General features: G+C 53.1%; 21 protein-coding genes and 1 riboswitch. Of the genes, 9 read left to right on the top strand and 12 right to left on the bottom strand.

Translation table 11 applies throughout. From position 1 onward, the window contains the following. Nucleotides 1–63 precede the first annotated feature (63 nt). Nucleotides 64–381 (bottom strand): PTS lactose/cellobiose transporter subunit IIA, encoded by a 318-nt coding sequence (locus tag NNO08_RS20575; protein ID WP_137383233.1) that lies wholly within the window; start codon nucleotides 379–381, stop codon nucleotides 64–66. A gap of 4 nt (nucleotides 382–385) precedes the next feature. Then, nucleotides 386–691 carry a PTS sugar transporter subunit IIB gene (locus tag NNO08_RS20580; protein WP_271450395.1) on the bottom strand — a complete coding sequence of 102 codons (306 nt, stop codon included), beginning with the start codon at nucleotides 689–691 and terminating at the stop codon, nucleotides 386–388. Nucleotides 692–1782: 1091 nt separating this feature from the next. Between NNO08_RS20580 and cspE the strand changes: the two genes are divergently transcribed. After that, nucleotides 1783–1995, top strand: coding sequence for a transcription antiterminator/RNA stability regulator CspE (cspE, locus tag NNO08_RS20585; RefSeq protein ID WP_271442056.1), 213 nt, complete (start codon nucleotides 1783–1785; stop codon nucleotides 1993–1995). Nucleotides 1996–2114: 119 nt separating this feature from the next. Here the strand turns inward: cspE and thiH are convergent, their stop codons facing one another. The 7 genes from thiH to rsd all read right to left on the bottom strand — a co-directional run bounded on the left by thiH (nucleotide 2115) and on the right by rsd (nucleotide 8227). Beyond that, nucleotides 2115–3248, bottom strand: coding sequence for a 2-iminoacetate synthase ThiH (thiH, locus tag NNO08_RS20590; RefSeq protein WP_271457468.1), 1134 nt, complete (start codon nucleotides 3246–3248; stop codon nucleotides 2115–2117). Next, on the bottom strand, nucleotides 3245–4015 hold the full coding sequence (gene thiG, locus NNO08_RS20595; protein ID WP_271442058.1) for a thiazole synthase: 771 nt from the start codon (nucleotides 4013–4015) through the stop codon (nucleotides 3245–3247). The genes thiH and thiG overlap by 4 nt, the downstream gene beginning before the upstream one ends. A gap of 1 nt (nucleotide 4016) precedes the next feature. Then, nucleotides 4017–4217: a sulfur carrier protein ThiS gene (thiS, locus tag NNO08_RS20600; RefSeq protein WP_202037215.1), complete on the bottom strand. Its 201-nt coding sequence runs from the start codon at nucleotides 4215–4217 to the stop codon at nucleotides 4017–4019. Then, complete coding sequence (thiF, locus tag NNO08_RS20605; RefSeq protein WP_271442059.1) at nucleotides 4198–4956, bottom strand: thiazole biosynthesis adenylyltransferase ThiF; 759 nt, start codon at nucleotides 4954–4956, stop codon at nucleotides 4198–4200. Before thiF ends, thiS begins: the two co-directional genes overlap by 20 nt. Continuing rightward, nucleotides 4949–5584 carry a thiamine phosphate synthase gene (gene thiE / locus NNO08_RS20610; protein WP_271457469.1) on the bottom strand — a complete coding sequence of 212 codons (636 nt, stop codon included), beginning with the start codon at nucleotides 5582–5584 and terminating at the stop codon, nucleotides 4949–4951. Before thiE ends, thiF begins: the two co-directional genes overlap by 8 nt. Beyond that, nucleotides 5584–7482 (bottom strand): phosphomethylpyrimidine synthase ThiC, encoded by a 1899-nt coding sequence (gene thiC, locus NNO08_RS20615; RefSeq protein ID WP_271442061.1) that lies wholly within the window; start codon nucleotides 7480–7482, stop codon nucleotides 5584–5586. Before thiC ends, thiE begins: the two co-directional genes overlap by 1 nt. Before the next feature lie 83 nt (nucleotides 7483–7565). Then, nucleotides 7566–7688, bottom strand: a riboswitch (TPP riboswitch). Nucleotides 7689–7738: 50 nt separating this feature from the next. After that, on the bottom strand, nucleotides 7739–8227 hold the full coding sequence (gene rsd / locus NNO08_RS20620) for a sigma D regulator (RefSeq protein WP_137383226.1): 489 nt from the start codon (nucleotides 8225–8227) through the stop codon (nucleotides 7739–7741). A gap of 96 nt (nucleotides 8228–8323) precedes the next feature. On the opposite strand from rsd, the gene nudC reads away from it, so the two are divergent. The 6 genes from nudC (at nucleotide 8324) to NNO08_RS20650 (ending at nucleotide 12691) form a co-directional block, all read left to right on the top strand. Further along, nucleotides 8324–9097, top strand: coding sequence for an NAD(+) diphosphatase (gene nudC, locus NNO08_RS20625; RefSeq protein ID WP_271450401.1), 774 nt, complete (start codon nucleotides 8324–8326; stop codon nucleotides 9095–9097). A 49-nt stretch (nucleotides 9098–9146) separates the two neighbouring features. Further along, the gene (hemE, locus tag NNO08_RS20630; protein WP_271450402.1) at nucleotides 9147–10211 is read left to right on the top strand and encodes a uroporphyrinogen decarboxylase; all 1065 of its coding nucleotides are present in this window, start codon (nucleotides 9147–9149) and stop codon (nucleotides 10209–10211) included. A gap of 9 nt (nucleotides 10212–10220) precedes the next feature. Continuing rightward, entirely contained in the window at nucleotides 10221–10901 is a 681-nt protein-coding gene (gene nfi, locus NNO08_RS20635) for a deoxyribonuclease V (protein WP_271457470.1), read from the top strand. Between the two features lie 33 nt (nucleotides 10902–10934). Then, a complete protein-coding gene (locus NNO08_RS20640) occupies nucleotides 10935–11525 on the top strand; it encodes a YjaG family protein (protein ID WP_003842015.1) in 591 nt (196 codons plus the stop codon). A 186-nt stretch (nucleotides 11526–11711) separates the two neighbouring features. Further along, nucleotides 11712–11984: a nucleoid-associated protein HU-alpha gene (gene hupA, locus NNO08_RS20645; RefSeq protein WP_001044509.1), complete on the top strand. Its 273-nt coding sequence runs from the start codon at nucleotides 11712–11714 to the stop codon at nucleotides 11982–11984. An 11-nt stretch (nucleotides 11985–11995) separates the two neighbouring features. Then, nucleotides 11996–12691, top strand: a complete 696-nt coding sequence (locus NNO08_RS20650) for a DUF1481 domain-containing protein (RefSeq protein WP_271457475.1) — start codon at nucleotides 11996–11998, stop codon at nucleotides 12689–12691. A gap of 75 nt (nucleotides 12692–12766) precedes the next feature. On the opposite strand, the gene zraP is transcribed toward NNO08_RS20650, so the two are convergent. Then, complete coding sequence (gene zraP / locus NNO08_RS20655; protein WP_271450409.1) at nucleotides 12767–13204, bottom strand: zinc resistance sensor/chaperone ZraP; 438 nt, start codon at nucleotides 13202–13204, stop codon at nucleotides 12767–12769. Between the two features lie 264 nt (nucleotides 13205–13468). On the opposite strand from zraP, the gene zraS reads away from it, so the two are divergent. Together zraS and zraR are read left to right on the top strand one after the other, a co-directional pair. After that, nucleotides 13469–14854 (top strand): two-component system sensor histidine kinase ZraS, encoded by a 1386-nt coding sequence (gene zraS / locus NNO08_RS20660; RefSeq protein WP_271457471.1) that lies wholly within the window; start codon nucleotides 13469–13471, stop codon nucleotides 14852–14854. A gap of 5 nt (nucleotides 14855–14859) precedes the next feature. Continuing rightward, the gene (gene zraR / locus NNO08_RS20665) at nucleotides 14860–16185 is read left to right on the top strand and encodes a sigma-54-dependent response regulator transcription factor ZraR (RefSeq protein WP_271457472.1); all 1326 of its coding nucleotides are present in this window, start codon (nucleotides 14860–14862) and stop codon (nucleotides 16183–16185) included. On the opposite strand, the gene purD is transcribed toward zraR, so the two are convergent. Together purD and purH are read right to left on the bottom strand one after the other, a co-directional pair. Continuing rightward, nucleotides 16182–17471, bottom strand: coding sequence for a phosphoribosylamine--glycine ligase (purD, locus tag NNO08_RS20670; protein WP_271457473.1), 1290 nt, complete (start codon nucleotides 17469–17471; stop codon nucleotides 16182–16184). The genes zraR and purD overlap by 4 nt on opposite strands. A 15-nt stretch (nucleotides 17472–17486) precedes the next feature. Then, a complete protein-coding gene (gene purH, locus NNO08_RS20675; RefSeq protein WP_271457474.1) occupies nucleotides 17487–19076 on the bottom strand; it encodes a bifunctional phosphoribosylaminoimidazolecarboxamide formyltransferase/IMP cyclohydrolase in 1590 nt (529 codons plus the stop codon). Between the last annotated feature and the right edge of the window lie 561 nt (nucleotides 19077–19637).

The following is a 19637-nucleotide window of genomic DNA, read 5'->3' on the forward strand; positions in this document are numbered from 1 at the left end:
TTTTTATGTCTATGTTATTTCTGATGGCGTTTATCAGGTCTACAAAGCCATCCGGCAGTGTCATTAATTTACCGGCGGTAAGCGCCGATAAAGTTCAATCATGTCGCCCGCCAGATCCTGAATCACCATCGCGTTCATCAAATGGTCCTGCGAATGGACGGTGATGAGATTGACCGGTAACTTTCCCGTACCTTCGTCTATACCGATAAGTTGGGTCTGAATTTTATGCGCTTGTTTAACGAACTCGCGTGATTCCGTCATCGCTTGTTCTGCACCCGTGAAATCACCTTTACGCGCCAGTTGCAGCGCTGTGAGGGCCTGGCTGCGGGCAGCACCCGCATTCACGAGTAATTCCATGATGATTGTTTCTAACTCTTCCATGCCATTACTCCAGTAACTTCAGTGCTTTATCCAGTACGGCATCACCTTTCATCATGCCGTAATCCATCATATCGATAACGGCGACCTTTTTGCCTAGCGGGTCGGCAAGCGCCTGAAGTTTGGCCTGTTCATACTTAACCTGCGGACCGAGTAAAACAATATCTGCAGTGGCGATATTTTCTTCAAATTCAGCCACCGGGACCGCTTTGATAGCCACATCGACGCCTTTTTTCTGGGCGGCATCTTTCATCCTTTGCACCAGCATGCTGGTGGACATCCCGGCGGCACAGCATAAAACGATGTTTTTCATAGTGAGTCTCGATCAACGGGTATTTATTGATAATTATCTCGTGCGGGCAACAGCAACAACCGCTTTGCGACGATTGTGTGTCTGGCATCACAAAGAAATGCCATTTTTTCTGAAACCGGTTACAAGCGGGGCTCTGGCCGGCCTGGTCTGACCCAAAAAGCAGTTTTTCCCATAGTGTTCAGGCGTAGATATTAATAATTACTGTCAATAAAGACATGTTATTAAAAACAGTATTGACACTGTTTTTTAAACCCGTATGTTAATACTTAACAGCGGAGAAATAGTCATTTGCTGTTAAATTAGTAAGTGTTAGTAGCGTTTGATAGGGGGTTGCGATAAGGGCCACGAAATATTCTGTTGTATGGGGTAGTCGATGCTGAAGTTATTATCTTTGCACATCGACAATGTTTTCAGGCTCTGTAGTTGATTTATCTAATCGCAAAGTAGTAAAGAAAGTGCGACGATGTAAGGCCATGATTTAATAGTTAATGTTGGCAGGTTTCTTTTATAAGAGCTTGCAAGGGAAGTAAGGCCACGCATCAAAGAGTATATGTCGCAAGGGGAAGTGTACTTGTTTAGGTCGCCATTCTTGAGTTTTATTATCAAGTTGGCTGGGTTTATTTAACGATAAATAGAGGAAAGTGTTAGTTAGTATCAGCATCCAATATTATCTGTGATAAACGTGTACATTTAAAATGTAGTATCAACAGCAGTACAAAATTGTTAAGTCTATTAATGTTAAATCTGAAGTTTGTAGTAACTTAAAGCCCTGGCTGCAACGGTCAGGGCTTTTATTATTTATACATCAATACGTTACCTTTCCGCACAGACGCACTGGCTCAACATTTCACCTGTTGATGGATATTAAATAAATTAATGCTTGCATAATGATTAGAAGCAAGTCTACTATAATGGCATCGGTTTGGAACACAGACCTTATGTAAGCAGTTTTAGTAAAGCAGTTCTCAGTTCAAGCGTTATCCTCAGATACTCTTCATCGTGAGCCTCCTCCTAAGTGCCCCATAAGTTAATTTCTGCAAAACAGGCCATCTTCGCTGCATAAGCGGCTCAAAACATGAAAGGAAGTATCTATGTCTAACAAAATGACTGGTTTAGTAAAATGGTTTAACCCTGAGAAAGGCTTTGGCTTTATCACTCCTCAGGACGGTGGTAAAGATGTATTTGTGCATTTTTCAGCCATCCAGAGCAACGATTTTAAAACCTTAGACGAAGGTCAAAAAGTGGAATTCTCTGTTGAGAACGGCGCTAAAGGTCCGTCTGCTGTTAACGTTATCGCGCTGTAATTGCCGATAATCCCACGAGCACTTGCGATAGCGATGAAGGCCAGAGCCTGAGCAGATAAGTGTCAGTGAATAAAAAACCCGCGTAAGCGGGTTTTTTCGTTTATGCGGTCTCCTCAGATTTACGGCACCTGAGACGTCCTTCCCAGATAGCTGTCCCAGTCTTTCCACACGGGTTGTAATCCCTGTGCAATCAATGCGTCAGCGACAGTTTCCGGGCGACGATCGTCGTGTGGAGAGAACTGTTCCAGTTCAGGATGGTTATCAGCATACCCACCGGGTTGCGTTTTCGAGAAAGCACTGACGTTGTTGATCGCCAGCGGGATCACATGGTCACGGAACCACGGAGACTCACGGGTGGAAAGCGACAGTTCAATTTCCGGCGACAGCAAGCGAAATGCACAAATGGTTTGCACCAACTGGCGTTCATCCATAATTGACGCTGGCTCTACACCTCCGGTACACGGACGTAGTCTCGGGAAGGAGATGGAGTAACGGCTCTGCCAGTAATGTTGCTGCATCCACAGCAAATGCTCGGCGACCATATAACAATCAACCCGCCAGCTATCGGACAAACCAATCAACGCTCCCAGGCCGATTTTATCGATGCCAGCGCGCCCCAGTCTGTCTGGCGTGTCCAGCCTCCAGAAGAAATCCTGTTTTTTACCTTTCAGATGGTGCCGGGCATAAACCGCTTCATGGTAGCTCTCCTGATACACCATTACTCCATCCAGTCCCAGCGCCTTCAGTTCCGCATATTCAGCCTCTGACAGCGGCTGTACTTCCATCTGTAATGAGGCGAACTGGCGGCGAATAGCGGGGAAATGGCGACGAAAGTAATCCATGCCGACTTTGGCCTGATGTTCGCCAGTGACCAACAGGAGGTGCTCGAAACCCAGCTCGCGGATGGCCGCGCACTCCCGGCTAATCTCATCTTCGTCCAGTGTTTTGCGCTTAATACGGTTACTCATAGAGAAGCCGCAGTAGGTACAGTCATTGGCACACAGATTAGAGAGATACAGCGGGACGTAAAAACTGACGGTGTTGCCAAAGCGCTGGCGAGTAAGTTTCTGCGCCCGCTGCGCCAGCGGCTCCAGATAGGCGGCGGCGGCAGGGGAGAGCAAGGCCATCAAGTCATCGCGTGTGAGTTGCGAGGCATTGATAGCCCGTTCCACATCTGCAGCGGTTTTACTGTGGATGCGCAGGCGGATGTCGTCCCAGTCCAGTTGTCGCCAGCGATCGGCGAAAGTTTTCATGAGAAGGCCTCCAGAAATCCGGTTAACGGGCTGGTGGGACTTGCCTGCGAACTTTTGCTTCCTGGTACTGCCTGGCGTGCCAGCAAGCCAGCTTCAACGGCCAGACGGAAGGCGGTTGCCATCATCACCGGATCGTCAGCCACGGCAATGGCTGTGTTGACCAGCACCGCATCGGCCCCCATCTCCAGCGCCTGCGTAGCGTGGCTCGGAACACCGATGCCTGCATCAACCACTACCGGAACGGTCGCCTGCTGGATAATAATCTCCAGCATCGCGCGGGTTTCCAGCCCCTGATTAGAACCGATGGGCGCGCCGAGCGGCATCACCGCAGCACAACCAACCTCCTCCAGCCGTTTACACAGTACCGGGTCCGCGCTGCAGTAGGGCAGTACCACAAAGCCCTGCTTTACCAGTGCTTCGGCGGCTTTCAGGGTTTCGATAGGGTCCGGCAGTAGCCAGCGTGCGTCAGGGTGGATTTCCAGCTTCAGCCAGCGTGTCCCTAGCGCTTCACGTGCCAGTTGGGCGGCAAAGATAGCCTCTTCTGCCGTTTTGGCCCCTGAAGTGTTAGGCAGAAGTGTGACGCCGGCTTCGATAAGCGGTGTCAGAATCGCGTCGTTGTGCTGTCGTAGATCCACGCGTTTCATTGCCAGCGTCACCAACTGGCTACCGGAGGCGCGAATGGCATCGACCATCAGCTGTGATGAGGCGAATTTCCCGGTGCCAGTAAACAGATGTGAATCAAACGTTTTGTCGGCAATACGTAACATATCAACCCCCTGCAATGACCTGAAAAAGCAGGATCTGGTCGCCTTCCTGCACGATTTGCTGTTGCCACTGCTCACGCGGCAGGATCTGCTGGTTTAGTGCCAGCGCCATTCCCGGTTTATGCTGATTAAGCTGTGTCAGCAGTTCGCTGATGGTTTGCCCCTCGGCGCACTGCATTGGCTCATCATTGAACTGAATCTGCATGTTGCCCTCCACAGACCGGGCAACCGCTGGCACGGCGCAGCGCCAGGCTACGCCACTGGCTGGTTTTGCCATCAAACAGACGCAACTCTCCGGCTGGGGTTTCAATTCCGCTGAGTAATTTGATTGCTTCCAGAGCCTGCAAGGTTCCCATTACCCCGACGACCGGGCCCACAATGCCTGCAGTGCGGCAGTTGCGCTCTGGCTCCGCATCATCCGGCCACAGGCAGCGGTAACACCCCTGTTCCCAGGGCGGAGTCAGCACCATTAATTGGCCGCCGAAACCGACGGCACTGGCGGTAATGAGTGGTGTATTGAGCGCCACGCAGGCGGCGTTAATCTGCTGGCGGGTTGCCATGTTGTCAGTACAGTCGAGCACCACGTCGGCACGTGCTACAGCATGTCTGAGCGCATCACCTTGCAGGCGTTGCTGGAGCGCTACCACGTCGATATCCGGGTTGAGGCGGGTAAGCCGCTGCTGTGCGACTTGTGATTTGGCGCGGGCGATATCATCCGTGGTAAACAGGATCTGGCGCTGCAGATTACTCAGATGAATATCGTCATCGTCGACCAGCGTCAGCTTGCCGACGCCCGCACCTGCCAGATACAGTGCGGCAGGCGAACCTAGCCCACCTAACCCGACAATCAGCACATGGCTGTCGATCAGCTTTTGCTGGCCTTCAATCGCGATATCGCCAAGCAGGATCTGCCGGCTATAGCGCATAAAGTCGCGGTCATTCATCGCCTGCTCCTGCAATCGCCAACAACTGTGTCGTGGCATCGTGCCAGTCCGTTGCCTGGGTGATGGCGCTGACGACAGCAATGCTGCCGACGCCGGTACCCAGTACCGCAGGCACGCGCTCAAGGCTGATGCCACCAATCGCGACGGTAGGGTAATCAGCCAGCCGCTCAATATGATGTGCCAGTTGTGCCAGTCCCTGTGGGGCGGAAGGCATCTGCTTGGTTTGCGTGGGGAAGACATGACCCAGCGCGATATAAGAAGGGCGAGCCGCCAGCGCCACATCAATCTCCATATCATCGTGAGTCGAAACACCAAGGCGCAATCCCGCCGCCTGAATCGCTTTCAGGTCGGTGGTTTCGAGGTCTTCCTGCCCCAGATGTACCCCATACGCGTTGTGTTTAACAGCCAGTCGCCAGTAATCGTTGATAAACAGGCGAGCATCATAACGACGCCCCAGCGCGATAGCGGCAACAACGTCTTCTTCGACCTCTTCATCATGTTTGTCTTTGATACGCAACTGGATAGTACGCACGCCTGCCCCCAGCAGACGCTCAATCCACTCGACGCTATCTACGACCGGGTAAAGCCCGAGGCGGAATGGCACGGAGGGAAAATCAGGCTGGTACATTACGCCTCCTCTTTTTTGAGGTAGATTTCACCGCCTTTGGCGCGGAAGTTCTCCGACATATCCGCCATCCCGACTTCAATCGTCTGTGCAGCGGCGTAGTCGCGCACTTCCTGGCTGATTTTCATCGAACAGAACTTCGGCCCGCACATGGAGCAGAAGTGAGCTACTTTCCCGGACTCCTGCGGCAGGGTTTCGTCGTGGTAAGCGCGAGCAGTGAACGGGTCGAGCGCCAGATTAAACTGGTCTTCCCAACGGAATTCGAAACGTGCTTTTGACATAGCGTTATCACGGATCTGCGCACCCGGATGCCCTTTGGCCAAATCAGCAGCATGCGCGGCAATCTTATAGGTGATAAGACCCTGTTTCACATCTTCTTTATTGGGCAGACCAAGGTGTTCTTTTGGCGTTACGTAGCAGAGCATGGCACAGCCAAACCAGCCAATCATCGCCGCACCAATGCCTGACGTGAAGTGGTCATAGCCTGGCGCAATATCGGTGGTTAGCGGCCCTAAGGTATAGAACGGTGCTTCGTGGCAGTGTTCCAGCTCTTCGGTCATGTTGCGCTGGATCATATGCATTGGCACATGACCTGGGCCTTCAATCATCACCTGCACGTCATATTCCCAGGCTATTTTGGTCAGTTCACCCAGCGTATGTAGCTCAGAGAACTGTGCTTCGTCGTTGGCATCCTGAATCGAGCCTGGACGCAGGCCGTCGCCCAGCGACAGAGAAACGTCATAGGCGGCGCAGATTTCACAGATCTCGCGGAAGTGCTCAAACAGAAAGTTCTCTTTGTGATGGGAGAGGCACCACTTCGCCATAATAGAACCACCGCGCGAGACAATACCGGTCAAACGCTTGGCGGTCATCGGCACATAGCGCAGCAGTACGCCTGCATGAATGGTGAAATAGTCAACGCCCTGTTCAGCCTGCTCTAGCAGCGTATCGCGGAAGGCTTCCCAGGTGAGATCTTCGGCGATCCCGTTGACCTTTTCCAGTGCCTGGTAAATCGGTACAGTACCAATTGGCACCGGGCTGTTACGCAGGATCCACTCGCGGGTTTCATGGATATAGCGGCCGGTCGACAGGTCCATCACGGTATCCGCGCCCCAGCGGGTGGACCACACTAGTTTTTCCACTTCCTCTTCAATGGAGGAGGTCACCGCCGAGTTGCCGATGTTGGCGTTCACCTTCACCAGGAAATTACGACCGATAATCATCGGTTCTGATTCCGGGTGGTTGATGTTGGCTGGAATAATGGCACGCCCGGCAGCGACCTCGTCACGCACGAATTCCGGCGTGATGTTTTCTGGCAGGCGTGCACCAAAGTTCATCCCCGGATGCTGGTGGCGTAATACTTCACTGCGAATACGCTCACGGCCCATGTTTTCGCGGATGGCGATAAACTCCATCTCTGGGGTAACGATCCCCTGGCGAGCATAGTGTAGCTGGGTCACACGCTTACCAGCCTTGGCACGTTTTGGCGTCAGCAGACCCGTAAAACGCAGTTCATCAAGGCCATCATCGGCCAGGCGCTCTTTAGTGTAAGCCGAGCTGCGGTCATCTAACTCTTCGCTATCATTGCGCGCCGTAATCCACGCCTGGCGTAGTTTTGCCAGACCCTGTTGTACGTTAATTGCCACGTCAGGGTCGCCATACGGACCGGAGGTGTCGTAAACCGGAACGGCTTCATTCTCTTCAAATTGAGGATTGTCTTTCGTGCCGCCAGTTAGCGTTGGGCTAAGCTGAATTTCGCGCATCGGGATGCGGATATCCGGCTGCGAACCGGTGATATAGATGCGTTTTGAGTTAGGAAAGGCGGTCCCTTCCAGGGTATCGATAAAGTGTTGGGCTTGAGCGCGCTGTTCGCGGCGTGATGGTTTAGTAGTGGCAGACATAGCTCATTCCAAATAAAAGTAAGGATATGGCTTGTCAGACGACGGATGAAGCAAGAGAGAAGCTCGCCCGGGGGCGATGCTATTGCAGATTGACTCTTGTTCCCTTCGCAGGTTTTAACCTGATCAGGTTCCGCGGATCCCGAATTAACGGTCTCAGCCTTTTCCACTCATGCTGTTGTGGAAAATAAGCACTCCGACAAGAAGTAACCTCAGTAAAGAGGTAATGAATGTAAACTACGCGTTAATGCCGCAAATCTCAAGCATGACGTTTGAGCGCGTCGCTGTCGTGCATGGCGTCAAATACCAGCATAATCAGCTTATCTTCCAGCACGAATCGTGCTTCCAGTGCTTCGCCGAGATCCGATAAAACTTTTTGAAATTCAAGGAAGTTATCATGATCGATGGCCGTTTCCAGACTGGAATCATAGTAGTCCATGATCTGCTGTGTATTGGCTTCCAGCAGTGGCCAAATTTTTGTGGCTTTTAAAAGCTGCCCGTTTCCTTCCAATTTATGGAGAATACGTTCATAAATACTGAAGTGTCCGGTGGAGAGGTAATCGACCAGGCTCTGACAAAAATCATCCAGCGCTTTTTCATTGAGTCGCATGTACGATTCTTTGCCAGGCTTAATGCCAACCAGATTGTAGTAAGCCACGAGCAGGTGCTTACGTACATGTAGCCAGCGATCAACCAGTTTATTACTTCCTCTGACGTGTTCCGTCAGGCTTTCCAGCTGGTTTAGCATGATTGACTCCGCAAGATGGTGTTAAAAAACTGCTCACCCGTAAATGTAAAGATAATGTAAACAACATGCCTGTGAAGCAAAGGTTGCGCAAGAGATATGGATCGTATAATTGAAAAATTAGATAGCGGCTGGTGGATTGTCAGTCATGAGCAAAAGTTGTGGTTACCTCATGGCGAGCTACCTTACGGCGACGCAACCCGTTTTGATTTAGTCGGGCAGCGCGCCCTGCCAATAGGCGAATGGGAAGGGGATACTGTCTGGCTGGTGCAGCAGCCGCGTCGGCATGATATGGGTTCAGTGCGCCAGGTTATCGACCAGGATGTGGGTCTGTTTCAACTGGCCGGACGTGGCGTGCAACTGGCTGAATTCTACCGCTCGCATAAATTCTGCGGCTACTGCGGCCATCCCATGCACCCGAGTAAAACAGAGTGGGCGATGCTCTGTAGCCACTGCCGTGAACGTTATTACCCGCAAATTGCTCCCTGCATAATCGTCGCTATTCGCCGTGATGACACCATCCTGCTTGCTCAGCATGTTCGCCATCGTAATGGCGTGCATACCGTGCTGGCGGGTTTTGTTGAAGTTGGGGAAACCTTAGAACAGGCGGTGGCGCGTGAAGTGATGGAAGAGAGCGGCATTAAGGTGAAAAACCTGCGCTATGTCACTTCCCAACCCTGGCCGTTCCCGCAATCTTTGATGACCGCATTTATGGCAGAGTATGATAGTGGTGAGATTGTTATCGATCCGAAAGAGCTGCTGGAAGCGAATTGGTATCGCTACGACGATTTACCGCTCTTACCGCCGCCGGGTACCGTCGCGCGCCGGCTGATCGAAGATACCGTGGCGATGTGTCGGGCTGAGTACGAGTAAAGAACGAGTAATGATACACTGACGGTCTGACGCTAAAAGGAAGATAAAAATGACCGAACTGAAGAACGATCGTTACCTGCGTGCGCTGCTGCGCCAGCCCGTTGATGTGACTCCGGTATGGATGATGCGCCAGGCGGGCCGCTATTTGCCGGAGTACAAAGCCACTCGTGCCGAGGCGGGCGACTTCATGGCGCTGTGCAAAAACGCCGAGCTGGCCTGTGAAGTGACGCTGCAGCCGCTGCGCCGCTATCCGCTCGATGCAGCGATCCTCTTTTCGGACATTCTGACTATCCCGGATGCAATGGGGCTTGGGCTCTATTTTGAAGCCGGGGAAGGCCCACGTTTTACCTCTCCTGTCACCAGTAAGGCTGATGTGGAAAAACTGCCCGTTCCAGACCCGGAAGATGAGCTGGGCTACGTCATGAACGCAGTGCGTACCATTCGGCGTGAGCTGAAAGGTGAAGTGCCGCTGATCGGCTTCTCCGGCAGCCCGTGGACGCTGGCGACCTATATGGTTGAAGGTGGCAGTAGCAAAGCGTTTACCGTGATCAAAAAGATGATGTATGCCGATCCAAAAGCGCTACATCTGTTGCTTGATAAGCTGGCGAAAAGCGTCACCCTGTATCTTAACGCGCAGATTAAAGCGGGTGCGCAGTCGGTGATGATTTTCGATACCTGGGGCGGCGTGCTGACCGGGCGCGACTATCAGCAGTTCTCTTTGTATTACATGCATAAAATTGTCGACGGGCTGCTACGTGAAAACGACGGTCGCCGTGTCCCCGTGACGCTGTTTACCAAAGGTGGTGGTCAGTGGTTGGAAGCGATGGCGGAAACCGGCTGCGATGCGCTGGGTCTTGACTGGACAACTGACATTGCTGACGCGCGTCGCCGCGTAGGCCATAAGGTGGCGCTGCAGGGCAATATGGACCCGTCGATGTTGTATGCGCCACCGGCGCGTATCGAAGAAGAAGTGGCAACGATTCTGGCTGGATTCGGTCAGGGCGAAGGTCATGTCTTTAACCTGGGTCACGGTATTCACCAGGACGTGCCGCCGGAACATGCGGGTGTCTTCGTAGAGGCGGTACATCGGTTGTCGGCGCAGTACCACCGCTAAGGAACCAATATGGATCTCGCGTCGCTTCGTGCGCAGCAGCTTGAACTGGCCTCTTCAGTGATCCGCGAGGATCGTCTGAAGAACGATCCGCCGGTTCTGATTGGTGGGGCGGATGTCGGGTTTGAGCAGGGCGGTGAAGTGACGCGGGCTGCGATGGTCCTGCTGAAATATCCCACGCTGGAGCTGGTTGAATACAAAGTGGCGCGTATTGCTACCACCATGCCGTATATTCCCGGCTTTCTCTCCTTTCGCGAAACTCCCGCGCTGATGGCCGCCTGGCAACAGCTGTCACAAAAGCCGGACCTGCTGTTTGTCGATGGACACGGCATTTCTCATCCTCGCCGCCTGGGCGTCGCCAGTCATTTTGGTCTGCTGGTGGATGTCCCGACGATTGGTGTGGCGAAAAAAAGGCTGTGCGGCAAGTTTGAACCTCTCGCCGCCGAACCCGGTGCATTAGCGCCGCTGCTGGATAAAGGCGAGCAGTTGGCCTGGGTCTGGCGCAGCAAAGCACGCTGTAATCCGTTGTTTATCTCTACGGGTCACCGCGTGAGCATGGACAGTGCCCTGGCGTGGGTGCAGCGCTGTATGAACGGCTATCGTCTGCCAGAACCAACACGCTGGGCGGATGCCGTAGCATCTGAACGCCCGGCTTTTACGCGGCTTGCAGCAAAAACGGCCCATATCGGGTAAACTGCCGCTAATTTCCGTATTTGAGAACTCATCATGTTACAAAACCCGATTCACTTGCGTCTGGAGAAGCTGGAAAGCTGGCAGCACGTTACGTTTATGGCCTGCCTGTGCGAGCGCATGTATCCCAACTACGCGATGTTTTGCAAGCAAACTGAATTTGGCGATGGCCAGATTTATCGTCGAATCCTGGATTTGATTTGGGAAGCGCTGACGGTTAAAGATGCCAAAATCAATTTCGACAGCCAACTGGAAAAGTTTGAAGAGGCTATCCCGTCGGCAGATGATTACGATCTGTATGGTGTTTATCCTGCGATTGATGCCTGCGTGGCATTAAGCGAACTGATGCATTCACGTCTTAGCGGTGAAACGCTGGAACACGCCATTGAAGTCAGTAAGGCTTCAATTACCACAGTAGCGATGCTGGAAATGACCCAGGCCGGTCGCGAAATGACCGATGAAGAGCTAAAAGAAAACCCTGCCGTTGAGCAAGAATGGGATATCCAGTGGGAAATATTCCGACTTTTGGCTGACTGTGAAGAACGCGATATTGAGCTGATAAAAGGGCTGCGAGCAGACCTGCGCGAGGCTGGCGAGAGCAATATTGGTATAAATTTTCAGCAATGACACAACAAAACGTGATTTAACGCCTGATTTGTCGTGCCTGAAGGCTTCCCATCCGCCCCCCGTCTGGTCTACATTTGGGGGGCGAAAAAAAGTGGCTATCGGTGCGTGTATGCAGGAGAGTGCTTTTCTGGCATTTCCGTCGCACTCGATGCTTAGCAAGCGATAAACACATTGTAAGGATAACTTATGAACAAGACTCAACTGATTGATGTAATTGCAGACAAAGCAGAACTGTCTAAAACACAGGCTAAAGCTGCTCTGGAATCCACTCTGGCTGCTATTACTGAGTCTCTGAAAGAAGGCGATGCTGTACAACTGGTTGGTTTCGGTACCTTCAAAGTGAACCACCGTGCTGAGCGCACTGGCCGCAACCCGCAGACCGGTAAAGAAATCAAAATCGCCGCAGCTAACGTACCGGCATTTGTTTCTGGTAAAGCACTGAAAGACGCGGTTAAGTAATTCGCGTGGCAGTGAACAGTTTTAACGAAGGGGCGGTTTCGCCCCTTTTGTCCATCTGGCGTCATACGCTCTGGCTTTCAGGTGTGCTGTTGCTGTCGGCCTGTAGTCGCCATTCCGAGCTTCCTCCGTTCACGGCCAGCGGTTATGTTGGCGAGCAGGGGGCGGTGCGTGTCTGGCGTAAAGATTCCAGTGACGATGTTCACTTGCTCTCGGTATTGAGTCCGTGGCGTAACGGCGACACTACCACCAGTGAATACCGCTGGCAGGGAGATATGCTCTCTCTGATAGAACTTAATGTTTACAGTAAACCGCCGGAACATATTCGCATCCGCTTTGATGACCGCGGCGAACTGAGTTTCATGCAACGTGAAGTTGCCGGACAAAAGCAGCAGCTTTCCAGCGATCAAATTGCGTTGTACCGCTATCGTGCCGATCAAATCCGCAAGACCAGCGATGCGCTGCGTCAGGGACGGGTGATCTTACATCAGGGACGCTGGCATGGCGCCAAACGCACGGTGACTACGTGTGAAGGCGAGACCATTAAGCCCGATTTAGATTCGTGGGCGATAAACCATATTGAGCGCCGCCAGAGCCGCTCGTCAGTCGATGTGAGCGTGGCATGGCTGGAAGCGCCCGAAGGGTCACAGTTGCTGCTGGTTGCCAATGAGGATTTTTGTCACTGGCAGCCGAAAGAGAAAACATTTTAACGCCGGATGATGACGCAAATGCGCCTTATCCATCTGTAGGCCTGATTAGCATAGCGCCATCAGGCACTAAGTCCTTTACCAGTGCCCCATCCCCATATGACCACCGCCGCGATAGTTACCACCGCATCCGCCGTAGCCCATTCCGGCTCCACGAGGTATACCCGCCTGTGCCATTGCGACATCGCGCTTAACGCGCTGCTCATCCAGCGATTGATTCAACGCCTCCATCTCTTTTGCTACCGCATTAATTTTTGCCGTGTCTGGCGAACTGGCTGTTAGCAACGCATTGTATTCGTAGCGTTTAGATGTCAGTTGTTGGCGTAAGGTGCTGGTCTGCGCGTAGTAATCATCATAGATTTTCTGAGCCGCCGCCTGTTGTTCGGTGGTCATAGGCGTACCGCCACGTTGCTGCATACCATCACCATACCCCCAGTGATGTTGTGCCAGCGCCGGGGTAGAACCCAGAGCAATCAGCGAGAGTACAATCAGCGCCAGTTTATTATTCCGTTTCATCATTCGTTCTCCTGTTGGTTATCTTACATTCCTTATTGCATCTTCCGTGCCAGACTGGAGGCCCCCGTTCTGCAGGCATCACGCGTGGTGTGCCTGGTGCAAAGTGAGTAAAAATGACTCGCCCGATCGTAACCAGCGGGTCATTTTTACCCGCTGACTTTCAGCGGTTTGTGTCCGAGGGCAGGGTTATCAGGGGTAAAAAATGGCATGATTTCTGCTGTATACCTGAAACGAAGAAAGGACACGGTGGGAAAGGAAGTGCATATGCGTCTGTATAAAGACACGGCGGCAAAGTGGCTGAGCAGATTCTTGCTGGCGGCAATCCTGATTTTAGTTGGCTGGTTTTCTATCATGACCATTCGGGATTATGGCCGCGAAAGTGACGCTGCCCGGCAAACGCTGCTGGAAAAAGGGAGTGTGCTGATTCGTGCCCTGGAGTCCGGTACGCGTGTGGGCATGGGTATGCGCATGCACCATGCTCAGCAGCAGACGCTGTTGGAGGAAATGGCCGTGCAGCCGGGCGTATTATGGTTTGCTGTTGTGGATGAGCATGGTGTGATCATGGCTCACAGTAATTCTGCGATGGTTGGAAAGTCACTCTATACACCGGATGTCCTGCGGCAGTTAAAGCCAGAGGAACAAGAACGCTGGCGGCGCATTGATGTACCTGCGGACGGCAGTGAAACAACGCCGGCACTGGAAATTTATCGCCAGTTTCAGCCGATGTATGGTCCTGGGCGACATGGCATGGCGCGTTGTGCCAGCAATAGCGGACAGATGACTACGCCTTCACAAACCATTTTTATCGCTTTTGATGCCAGTGATCTGGCGGCGACGCAGGCAAGAGAGTGGCGTAACACGCTGATTGTCCTCTCTGCGCTGGCGGCTGTACTGCTGGCAACGGTACTTACATTTTTCTGGTACCAGCGCTATCAGCGTTCGTACAAGGAATTGCAGGATGCGATGAAGCGGAAAGAAAAACTGATGGCGCTTGGGCATCTGGCGGCAGGGGTTGCACATGAAATTCGTAATCCGCTGTCTTCCATCAAAGGTCTGGCGAAGTATTTTGCCGAACGTACTCCGGCAGGAGGCGAGTCACACGAGCTGGCGCAGGTCATGGCGAAAGAGGCAGACCGCTTAAATCGGGTGGTGAGCGAACTCCTTGAACTGGTGAAACCCGCGCACCTCGCGCTCCAGAAAGTGGATCTTAATGAAGTCATCACTCACTCATTGCATCTGGTAAGTCAGGATGCTCAAAGTCGGGAAATTCAGTTACGGTTTACGGTAAATCCTGCACTACCAACCATTCAGGCCGATCCTGACCGGCTAACGCAGGTTCTGCTGAACCTGTATCTGAACGCCATTCATGCTATTGGCCACCAGGGCACGATTACGGTTGAAGCGAGTGAAAGCAGCGCCGAACGCGTTAAAATTGTGGTTGCCGATAGCGGAAAGGGGATTGCACCTGAGCAGCTGGAGGCGATATTTACACCTTACTTTACGACCAAAGCCGATGGTACGGGGCTGGGGTTGGCGGTTGTGCAGAACATTATCGAACAGCATGGTGGAACCATTCAGGTGGCAAGCGTTGAAGGCAAGGGAGCGGTCTTTACTCTCTGGCTGCCGACGAAAGCGAAACAACAGGATTAACAAGGATGACGCGCGGAAAAATCGATATTCTGGTGGTGGACGACGATATCAGCCACTGCACTATTTTACAGGCGCTGCTACGTGGCTGGGGTTATGAGGTCGCGCTGGCCTATAGCGGGCGCGCGGCGCTGGAGCAGGTGCGTGAACATGTTTTCGATCTAGTGCTATGCGATGTGCGCATGGCGGAGATGGACGGCATCGAGACGCTCAAAGAGATCAAGGCGCTGAACCCAGCTATTCCAGTGTTGATTATGACGGCTTTCTCCAGTGTGGAGACCGCCGTAGAAGCACTGAAAACCGGTGCGCTGGATTACTTAATCAAACCGCTGGATTTTGACCGTCTGCAGGACACGCTGGAAAAGGCACTGGCACATACGCGGGAAAGTGGTGCGGAACTGCCGTCGGCAACGGTTGCGCAGTTTGGCATGATTGGCAGAAGCCCGGCGATGCAGCAACTGCTTAATGAGATTGCGATGGTGGCCCCGTCGGACGCCACAGTACTTATTCATGGCGATTCCGGGACGGGGAAAGAGCTGGTGGCTCGGGCACTGCATGCCAGCAGCGCACGCAGTGAGAAACCACTGGTGACACTCAACTGTGCGGCACTTAATGAGTCGCTGCTGGAGTCCGAGCTGTTTGGTCATGAGAAAGGTGCTTTTACCGGTGCGGATAAACGCCGGGAAGGGCGCTTTGTGGAAGCCGATGGCGGCACGTTATTTCTTGATGAGATTGGCGATATCTCACCGTTGATGCAAGTTCGCCTGCTGCGAGCGATTCAGGAGCGGGAAGTTCAGCGTGTTGGCAGCAACCAGACTATTGCGGTTGATGTTCGGCTGATTGCCGCCACGCATCGCTGCCTTGCGGAAGAAGTCAGCGCCGGGCGCTTTCGTCAGGATCTCTACTATCGCCTGAACGTCGTCACCATTGAAATGCCTGCCTTACGCCAGCGTCGGGAAGATATTCCGCTGCTGGCTGAGTATTTTCTCCAGCGCTTTGCCGAACGTAACCGCAAAGCGGTGAAAGGCTTTACGCCACAGGCGATGGATCTGCTGATCCACTATGATTGGCCGGGGAACATTCGCGAGCTGGAAAATGCGATTGAACGGGCGGTAGTGTTGCTGACGGGGGAATATATCTCTGAGCGTGAGCTGCCGATGGCAATCGCAGCAACACCGATAAAAGCAGAGTTCAGTGGTGAGATCCAACCGCTGGTGGATGTTGAAAAAGAGGTGATCCTGGCGGCGCTGGAAAAAACGGGCGGCAACAAAACAGAAGCCGCCCGTCAGTTAGGTATTACTCGCAAAACGCTGCTGGCGAAAATTTCGCGTTAGCGCTGCTCGCGTTTAATGGCGCGCCAGCCGATGTCGTTACGGCTAAAACTGCCATCCCAGCGGATATCGGTCATTAAGGCATAAGCGCGTTTCTGTGCTTCGGCAACGGTATGCCCCAATGCGGTGGCGCACAGTACGCGACCGCCGTTGGTCAGCACGCGATCGTCATCTGACAATTTCGTACCCGCATGGAATACTTTAGCGCCTTCGATTTCTTCTAACGGCAAACCGTGGATCTCATCACCCGTGTGGTAGTTGCCAGGATAACCGCCCGCGGCAATGACCACGCCCAAAGAAGCACGCTCATCCCACTCGGAGGTTTTCTCATCCAGTTTGCCGTCACAGGCTGCGAGGCACAGATCGACCAGATCCGATTTCATGCGCAGCATGATCGGCTGGGTTTCCGGATCGCCGAAGCGGCAGTTGAACTCGATAACCTTTGGATTACCCTGTTTGTCGATCATCAGACCCGCATACAGGAAACCTGTGTAGGTATTCCCTTCCGCCGCCATACCTTTTACCGTTGGCCAAATAATGCGTTCCATGGTGCGCTGATGCACTTCATCAGTTACCACCGGTGCTGGTGAGTAAGCCCCCATACCGCCGGTGTTCGGGCCGATATCGCCGTTACCTACGCGTTTGTGGTCCTGGCTGGTGGCCATCGGCAGCACGTGCTCACCGTCGACCATCACGATAAAGCTCGCTTCTTCACCGTCGAGGAACTCTTCTATAACAATGCGGTGGCCCGCGTCGCCAAAGGCGTTACCCGCCAGCATATCGTGTACGGCGGCTTCTGCTTCTTCGAGAGTCATCGCGACGATAACGCCTTTACCGGCTGCCAGGCCGTCGGCCTTAATCACAATCGGCGCGCCTTTCTCACGCAGATAGGCCAGCGCGGGTTCGATCTCGGTGAAGTTCTGATACTCCGCCGTCGGGATGTTATGACGAGCAAGGAAATCTTTGGTGAAGGCTTTAGAACCTTCCAGTTGTGCTGCACCTTCGGTTGGGCCGAAGATCTTAAGATCTGCGGCGCGGAAGGCGTCAACCACGCCTATCACCAGCGGTGCTTCCGGGCCGACAATAGTCAGATCGATCTTCTCGTTTTGGGCAAAGCTCAGCAGCGCCGGAATATCGGTCACACTGATGGCCACGTTTTGTAGTGCAGGCTCCAGTGCGGTTCCGGCATTACCCGGTGCGACAAAGACGGTGGAAACCTGTGGAGACTGAGCCGCTTTCCACGCCAGGGCGTGCTCGCGCCCGCCGTTACCAATGACTAATACTTTCATCGTCTGCTCCGTGAATTAATGGCGGAAGTGGCGCATGTCAGTGAAGATCATCGCGATGCCATGTTCATCGGCAGCGGCAATCACTTCGTCATCGCGGATAGAACCACCTGGCTGGATAACGCAGCTCACGCCAACGGCAGCTGCGGCATCAATACCGTCGCGGAACGGGAAGAAGGCGTCGGAAGCCATGGCGGAACGTTTCACTTCCAGACCTTCATCACCGGCTTTAATCCCTGCGATTTTGGCGGAGTAAACGCGGCTCATCTGGCCTGCGCCTATCCCGATGGTCATGTTCTCTTTGGCATAGACAATGGCGTTGGATTTCACGAACTTCGCCACCTTCCAGCAGAACAGCGCATCGCGCAGTTCCTGCTCGGTCGGCTGGCGTTTGGACACCACGCGCAGGTCACCTTCGGTAACCATACCTAAGTCGCGATCCTGAACCAGCAAACCGCCGTTAACGCGTTTGAAGTCCAGGCCCGGCACACGCTGTGCCCACTGGCCGCAGGTCAGGACGCGAACGTTTTGTTTAGCGGCGGTGATCTTCAGCGCTTCTTCAGTTGCGGATGGGGCGATAATTACTTCCACGAACTGGCGGGAGATGATGGCCTGCGCGGTTTCAGCATCCAGCTCGCGGTTAAAGGCAATGATGCCGCCGAACGCGGAGGTCGGGTCTGTTTTGTAGGCGCGATCATAGGCATCAAGAATAGAGGTGCTTACCGCCACGCCGCATGGGTTAGCGTGCTTGACGATCACGCAGGCCGGTTCACTGAACTCTTTCACACATTCCAGGGCGGCATCGGTATCAGCGATGTTGTTATAGGAGAGCGCTTTGCCCTGTACCTGCTGCGCCGTTGCCACTGACGCTTCTTTGACGTTCTCTTCTATATAGAAGGCTGCCTGCTGGTGGCTGTTCTCTCCGTAGCGCATATCCTGCTTCTTAACGAAGTTCAGGTTCAGCGTACGCGGGAAGCGACCGGCGGCTTCTTTGCTTTCGCCGTGGTAAGCCGGAACCATGCTGCCGAAGTAGTTGGCAATCATGCTGTCGTAGGCGGCGGTGTGTTCGAAAGCTTTAATCGCGAGATCGAAGCGGGTGTCGAGGGTCAGAGAGCCTTCGTTGGCATCCATCTCTTTAATAATGGCGTCGTAGTCGCTGCTCTTCACCACGATGGCAACATCTTTATGGTTCTTGGCTGCGGAGCGCACCATGGTCGGGCCGCCGATATCGATGTTCTCTACTGCATCTTCCAGCGAGCAGCCTTCACGGGCAACGGTCTCGGCGAACGGATACAGGTTAACGACAACCATATCGATAGGGGCAATGTGGTGCTGTTCCATAATGGCATCGTCTTGGCCGCGACGACCGAGGATGCCACCGTGTACTTTTGGATGCAGGGTCTTTACGCGTCCATCCATCATTTCCGGGAAACCGGTGTAATCGGAAACTTCGGTCACTGGCAGACCTTTCTCTGCTAACAGGCGTGCGGTGCCACCTGTAGAAAGCAGCTCCACACCACGTGCGGAAAGTGCCTGAGCGAATTCGATGATACCGGCCTTGTCAGAAACACTGAGCAGAGCGCGGCGGACTGGACGACGTTGTTGCATGGTAAATCCCCTGGATTTGACTATTACAGAGAGCGTTAGGTGAATTCTTGCGTAAAAACTCAGCTAACGCCCCTTACGGGGCATCCTTGTTGTGCGGTGGCATTGTAACGAAAACGTTTGCGCAACGCTCGCGAATTTTTAATTTTCGATTCAGACCCCTGCTTCTTCCTATATAACGCCGCTTTGGCAGAGAGATGATCGCAGAAAGGAGGGGGCGGTTTGTGGATAACTCTGTGTGTAAATGGGTATAAGGTAGGCTTTTGCTGTGGAATGCAGCAGTCAGTCATTTTTCTGTCATTTAAGGGTTGCGGGCTGAGGGAAACTCCCTATAATGCGCCTCCATCGACACGGCGGATGTGAATCACTTCACACAAACAGCCGGTTCGGTTGAAGAGAAAAATCCTGAAATTCAGGGTTGACTCTGAAAGAGGAAGGCGTAATATACGCCACCTCGCGACAGAGCGCTAAAGCGCGTCGCAACTGCTCTTTAACAATTTATCAGACAATCTGTGTGGGCACTCGAAGATACGGATTCTTAACGTCGCAAGACGAAAAATGAAT

This window comes from Citrobacter sp. Igbk 17 (assembly GCF_028069775.1).
Taxonomy (GTDB): domain Bacteria; phylum Pseudomonadota; class Gammaproteobacteria; order Enterobacterales; family Enterobacteriaceae; genus Citrobacter.

Excerpts from the sequence above, each read along its gene's own strand:
- NNO08_RS20575 (WP_137383233.1), bottom strand. The coding sequence starts at position 381 with ATGGAAGAGTTAGAAACAATCATCATGGAATTACTCGTGAATGCGGGT.
- NNO08_RS20580 (WP_271450395.1), bottom strand. The coding sequence starts at position 691 with ATGAAAAACATCGTTTTATGCTGTGCCGCCGGGATGTCCACCAGCATG.
- cspE (WP_271442056.1), top strand. The coding sequence starts at position 1,783 with ATGTCTAACAAAATGACTGGTTTAGTAAAATGGTTTAACCCTGAGAAA.
- thiH (WP_271457468.1), bottom strand. The coding sequence starts at position 3,248 with ATGAAAACTTTCGCCGATCGCTGGCGACAACTGGACTGGGACGACATC.
- thiG (WP_271442058.1), bottom strand. The coding sequence starts at position 4,015 with ATGTTACGTATTGCCGACAAAACGTTTGATTCACATCTGTTTACTGGC.
- thiS (WP_202037215.1), bottom strand. The coding sequence starts at position 4,217 with ATGCAGATTCAGTTCAATGATGAGCCAATGCAGTGCGCCGAGGGGCAA.
- thiF (WP_271442059.1), bottom strand. The coding sequence starts at position 4,956 with ATGAATGACCGCGACTTTATGCGCTATAGCCGGCAGATCCTGCTTGGC.
- thiE (WP_271457469.1), bottom strand. The coding sequence starts at position 5,584 with ATGTACCAGCCTGATTTTCCCTCCGTGCCATTCCGCCTCGGGCTTTAC.
- thiC (WP_271442061.1), bottom strand. The coding sequence starts at position 7,482 with ATGTCTGCCACTACTAAACCATCACGCCGCGAACAGCGCGCTCAAGCC.
- rsd (WP_137383226.1), bottom strand. The coding sequence starts at position 8,227 with ATGCTAAACCAGCTGGAAAGCCTGACGGAACACGTCAGAGGAAGTAAT.
- nudC (WP_271450401.1), top strand. The coding sequence starts at position 8,324 with ATGGATCGTATAATTGAAAAATTAGATAGCGGCTGGTGGATTGTCAGT.
- hemE (WP_271450402.1), top strand. The coding sequence starts at position 9,147 with ATGACCGAACTGAAGAACGATCGTTACCTGCGTGCGCTGCTGCGCCAG.
- nfi (WP_271457470.1), top strand. The coding sequence starts at position 10,221 with ATGGATCTCGCGTCGCTTCGTGCGCAGCAGCTTGAACTGGCCTCTTCA.
- NNO08_RS20640 (WP_003842015.1), top strand. The coding sequence starts at position 10,935 with ATGTTACAAAACCCGATTCACTTGCGTCTGGAGAAGCTGGAAAGCTGG.
- hupA (WP_001044509.1), top strand. The coding sequence starts at position 11,712 with ATGAACAAGACTCAACTGATTGATGTAATTGCAGACAAAGCAGAACTG.
- zraP (WP_271450409.1), bottom strand. The coding sequence starts at position 13,204 with ATGAAACGGAATAATAAACTGGCGCTGATTGTACTCTCGCTGATTGCT.
- zraS (WP_271457471.1), top strand. The coding sequence starts at position 13,469 with ATGCGTCTGTATAAAGACACGGCGGCAAAGTGGCTGAGCAGATTCTTG.
- zraR (WP_271457472.1), top strand. The coding sequence starts at position 14,860 with ATGACGCGCGGAAAAATCGATATTCTGGTGGTGGACGACGATATCAGC.
- purD (WP_271457473.1), bottom strand. The coding sequence starts at position 17,471 with ATGAAAGTATTAGTCATTGGTAACGGCGGGCGCGAGCACGCCCTGGCG.
- purH (WP_271457474.1), bottom strand. The coding sequence starts at position 19,076 with ATGCAACAACGTCGTCCAGTCCGCCGCGCTCTGCTCAGTGTTTCTGAC.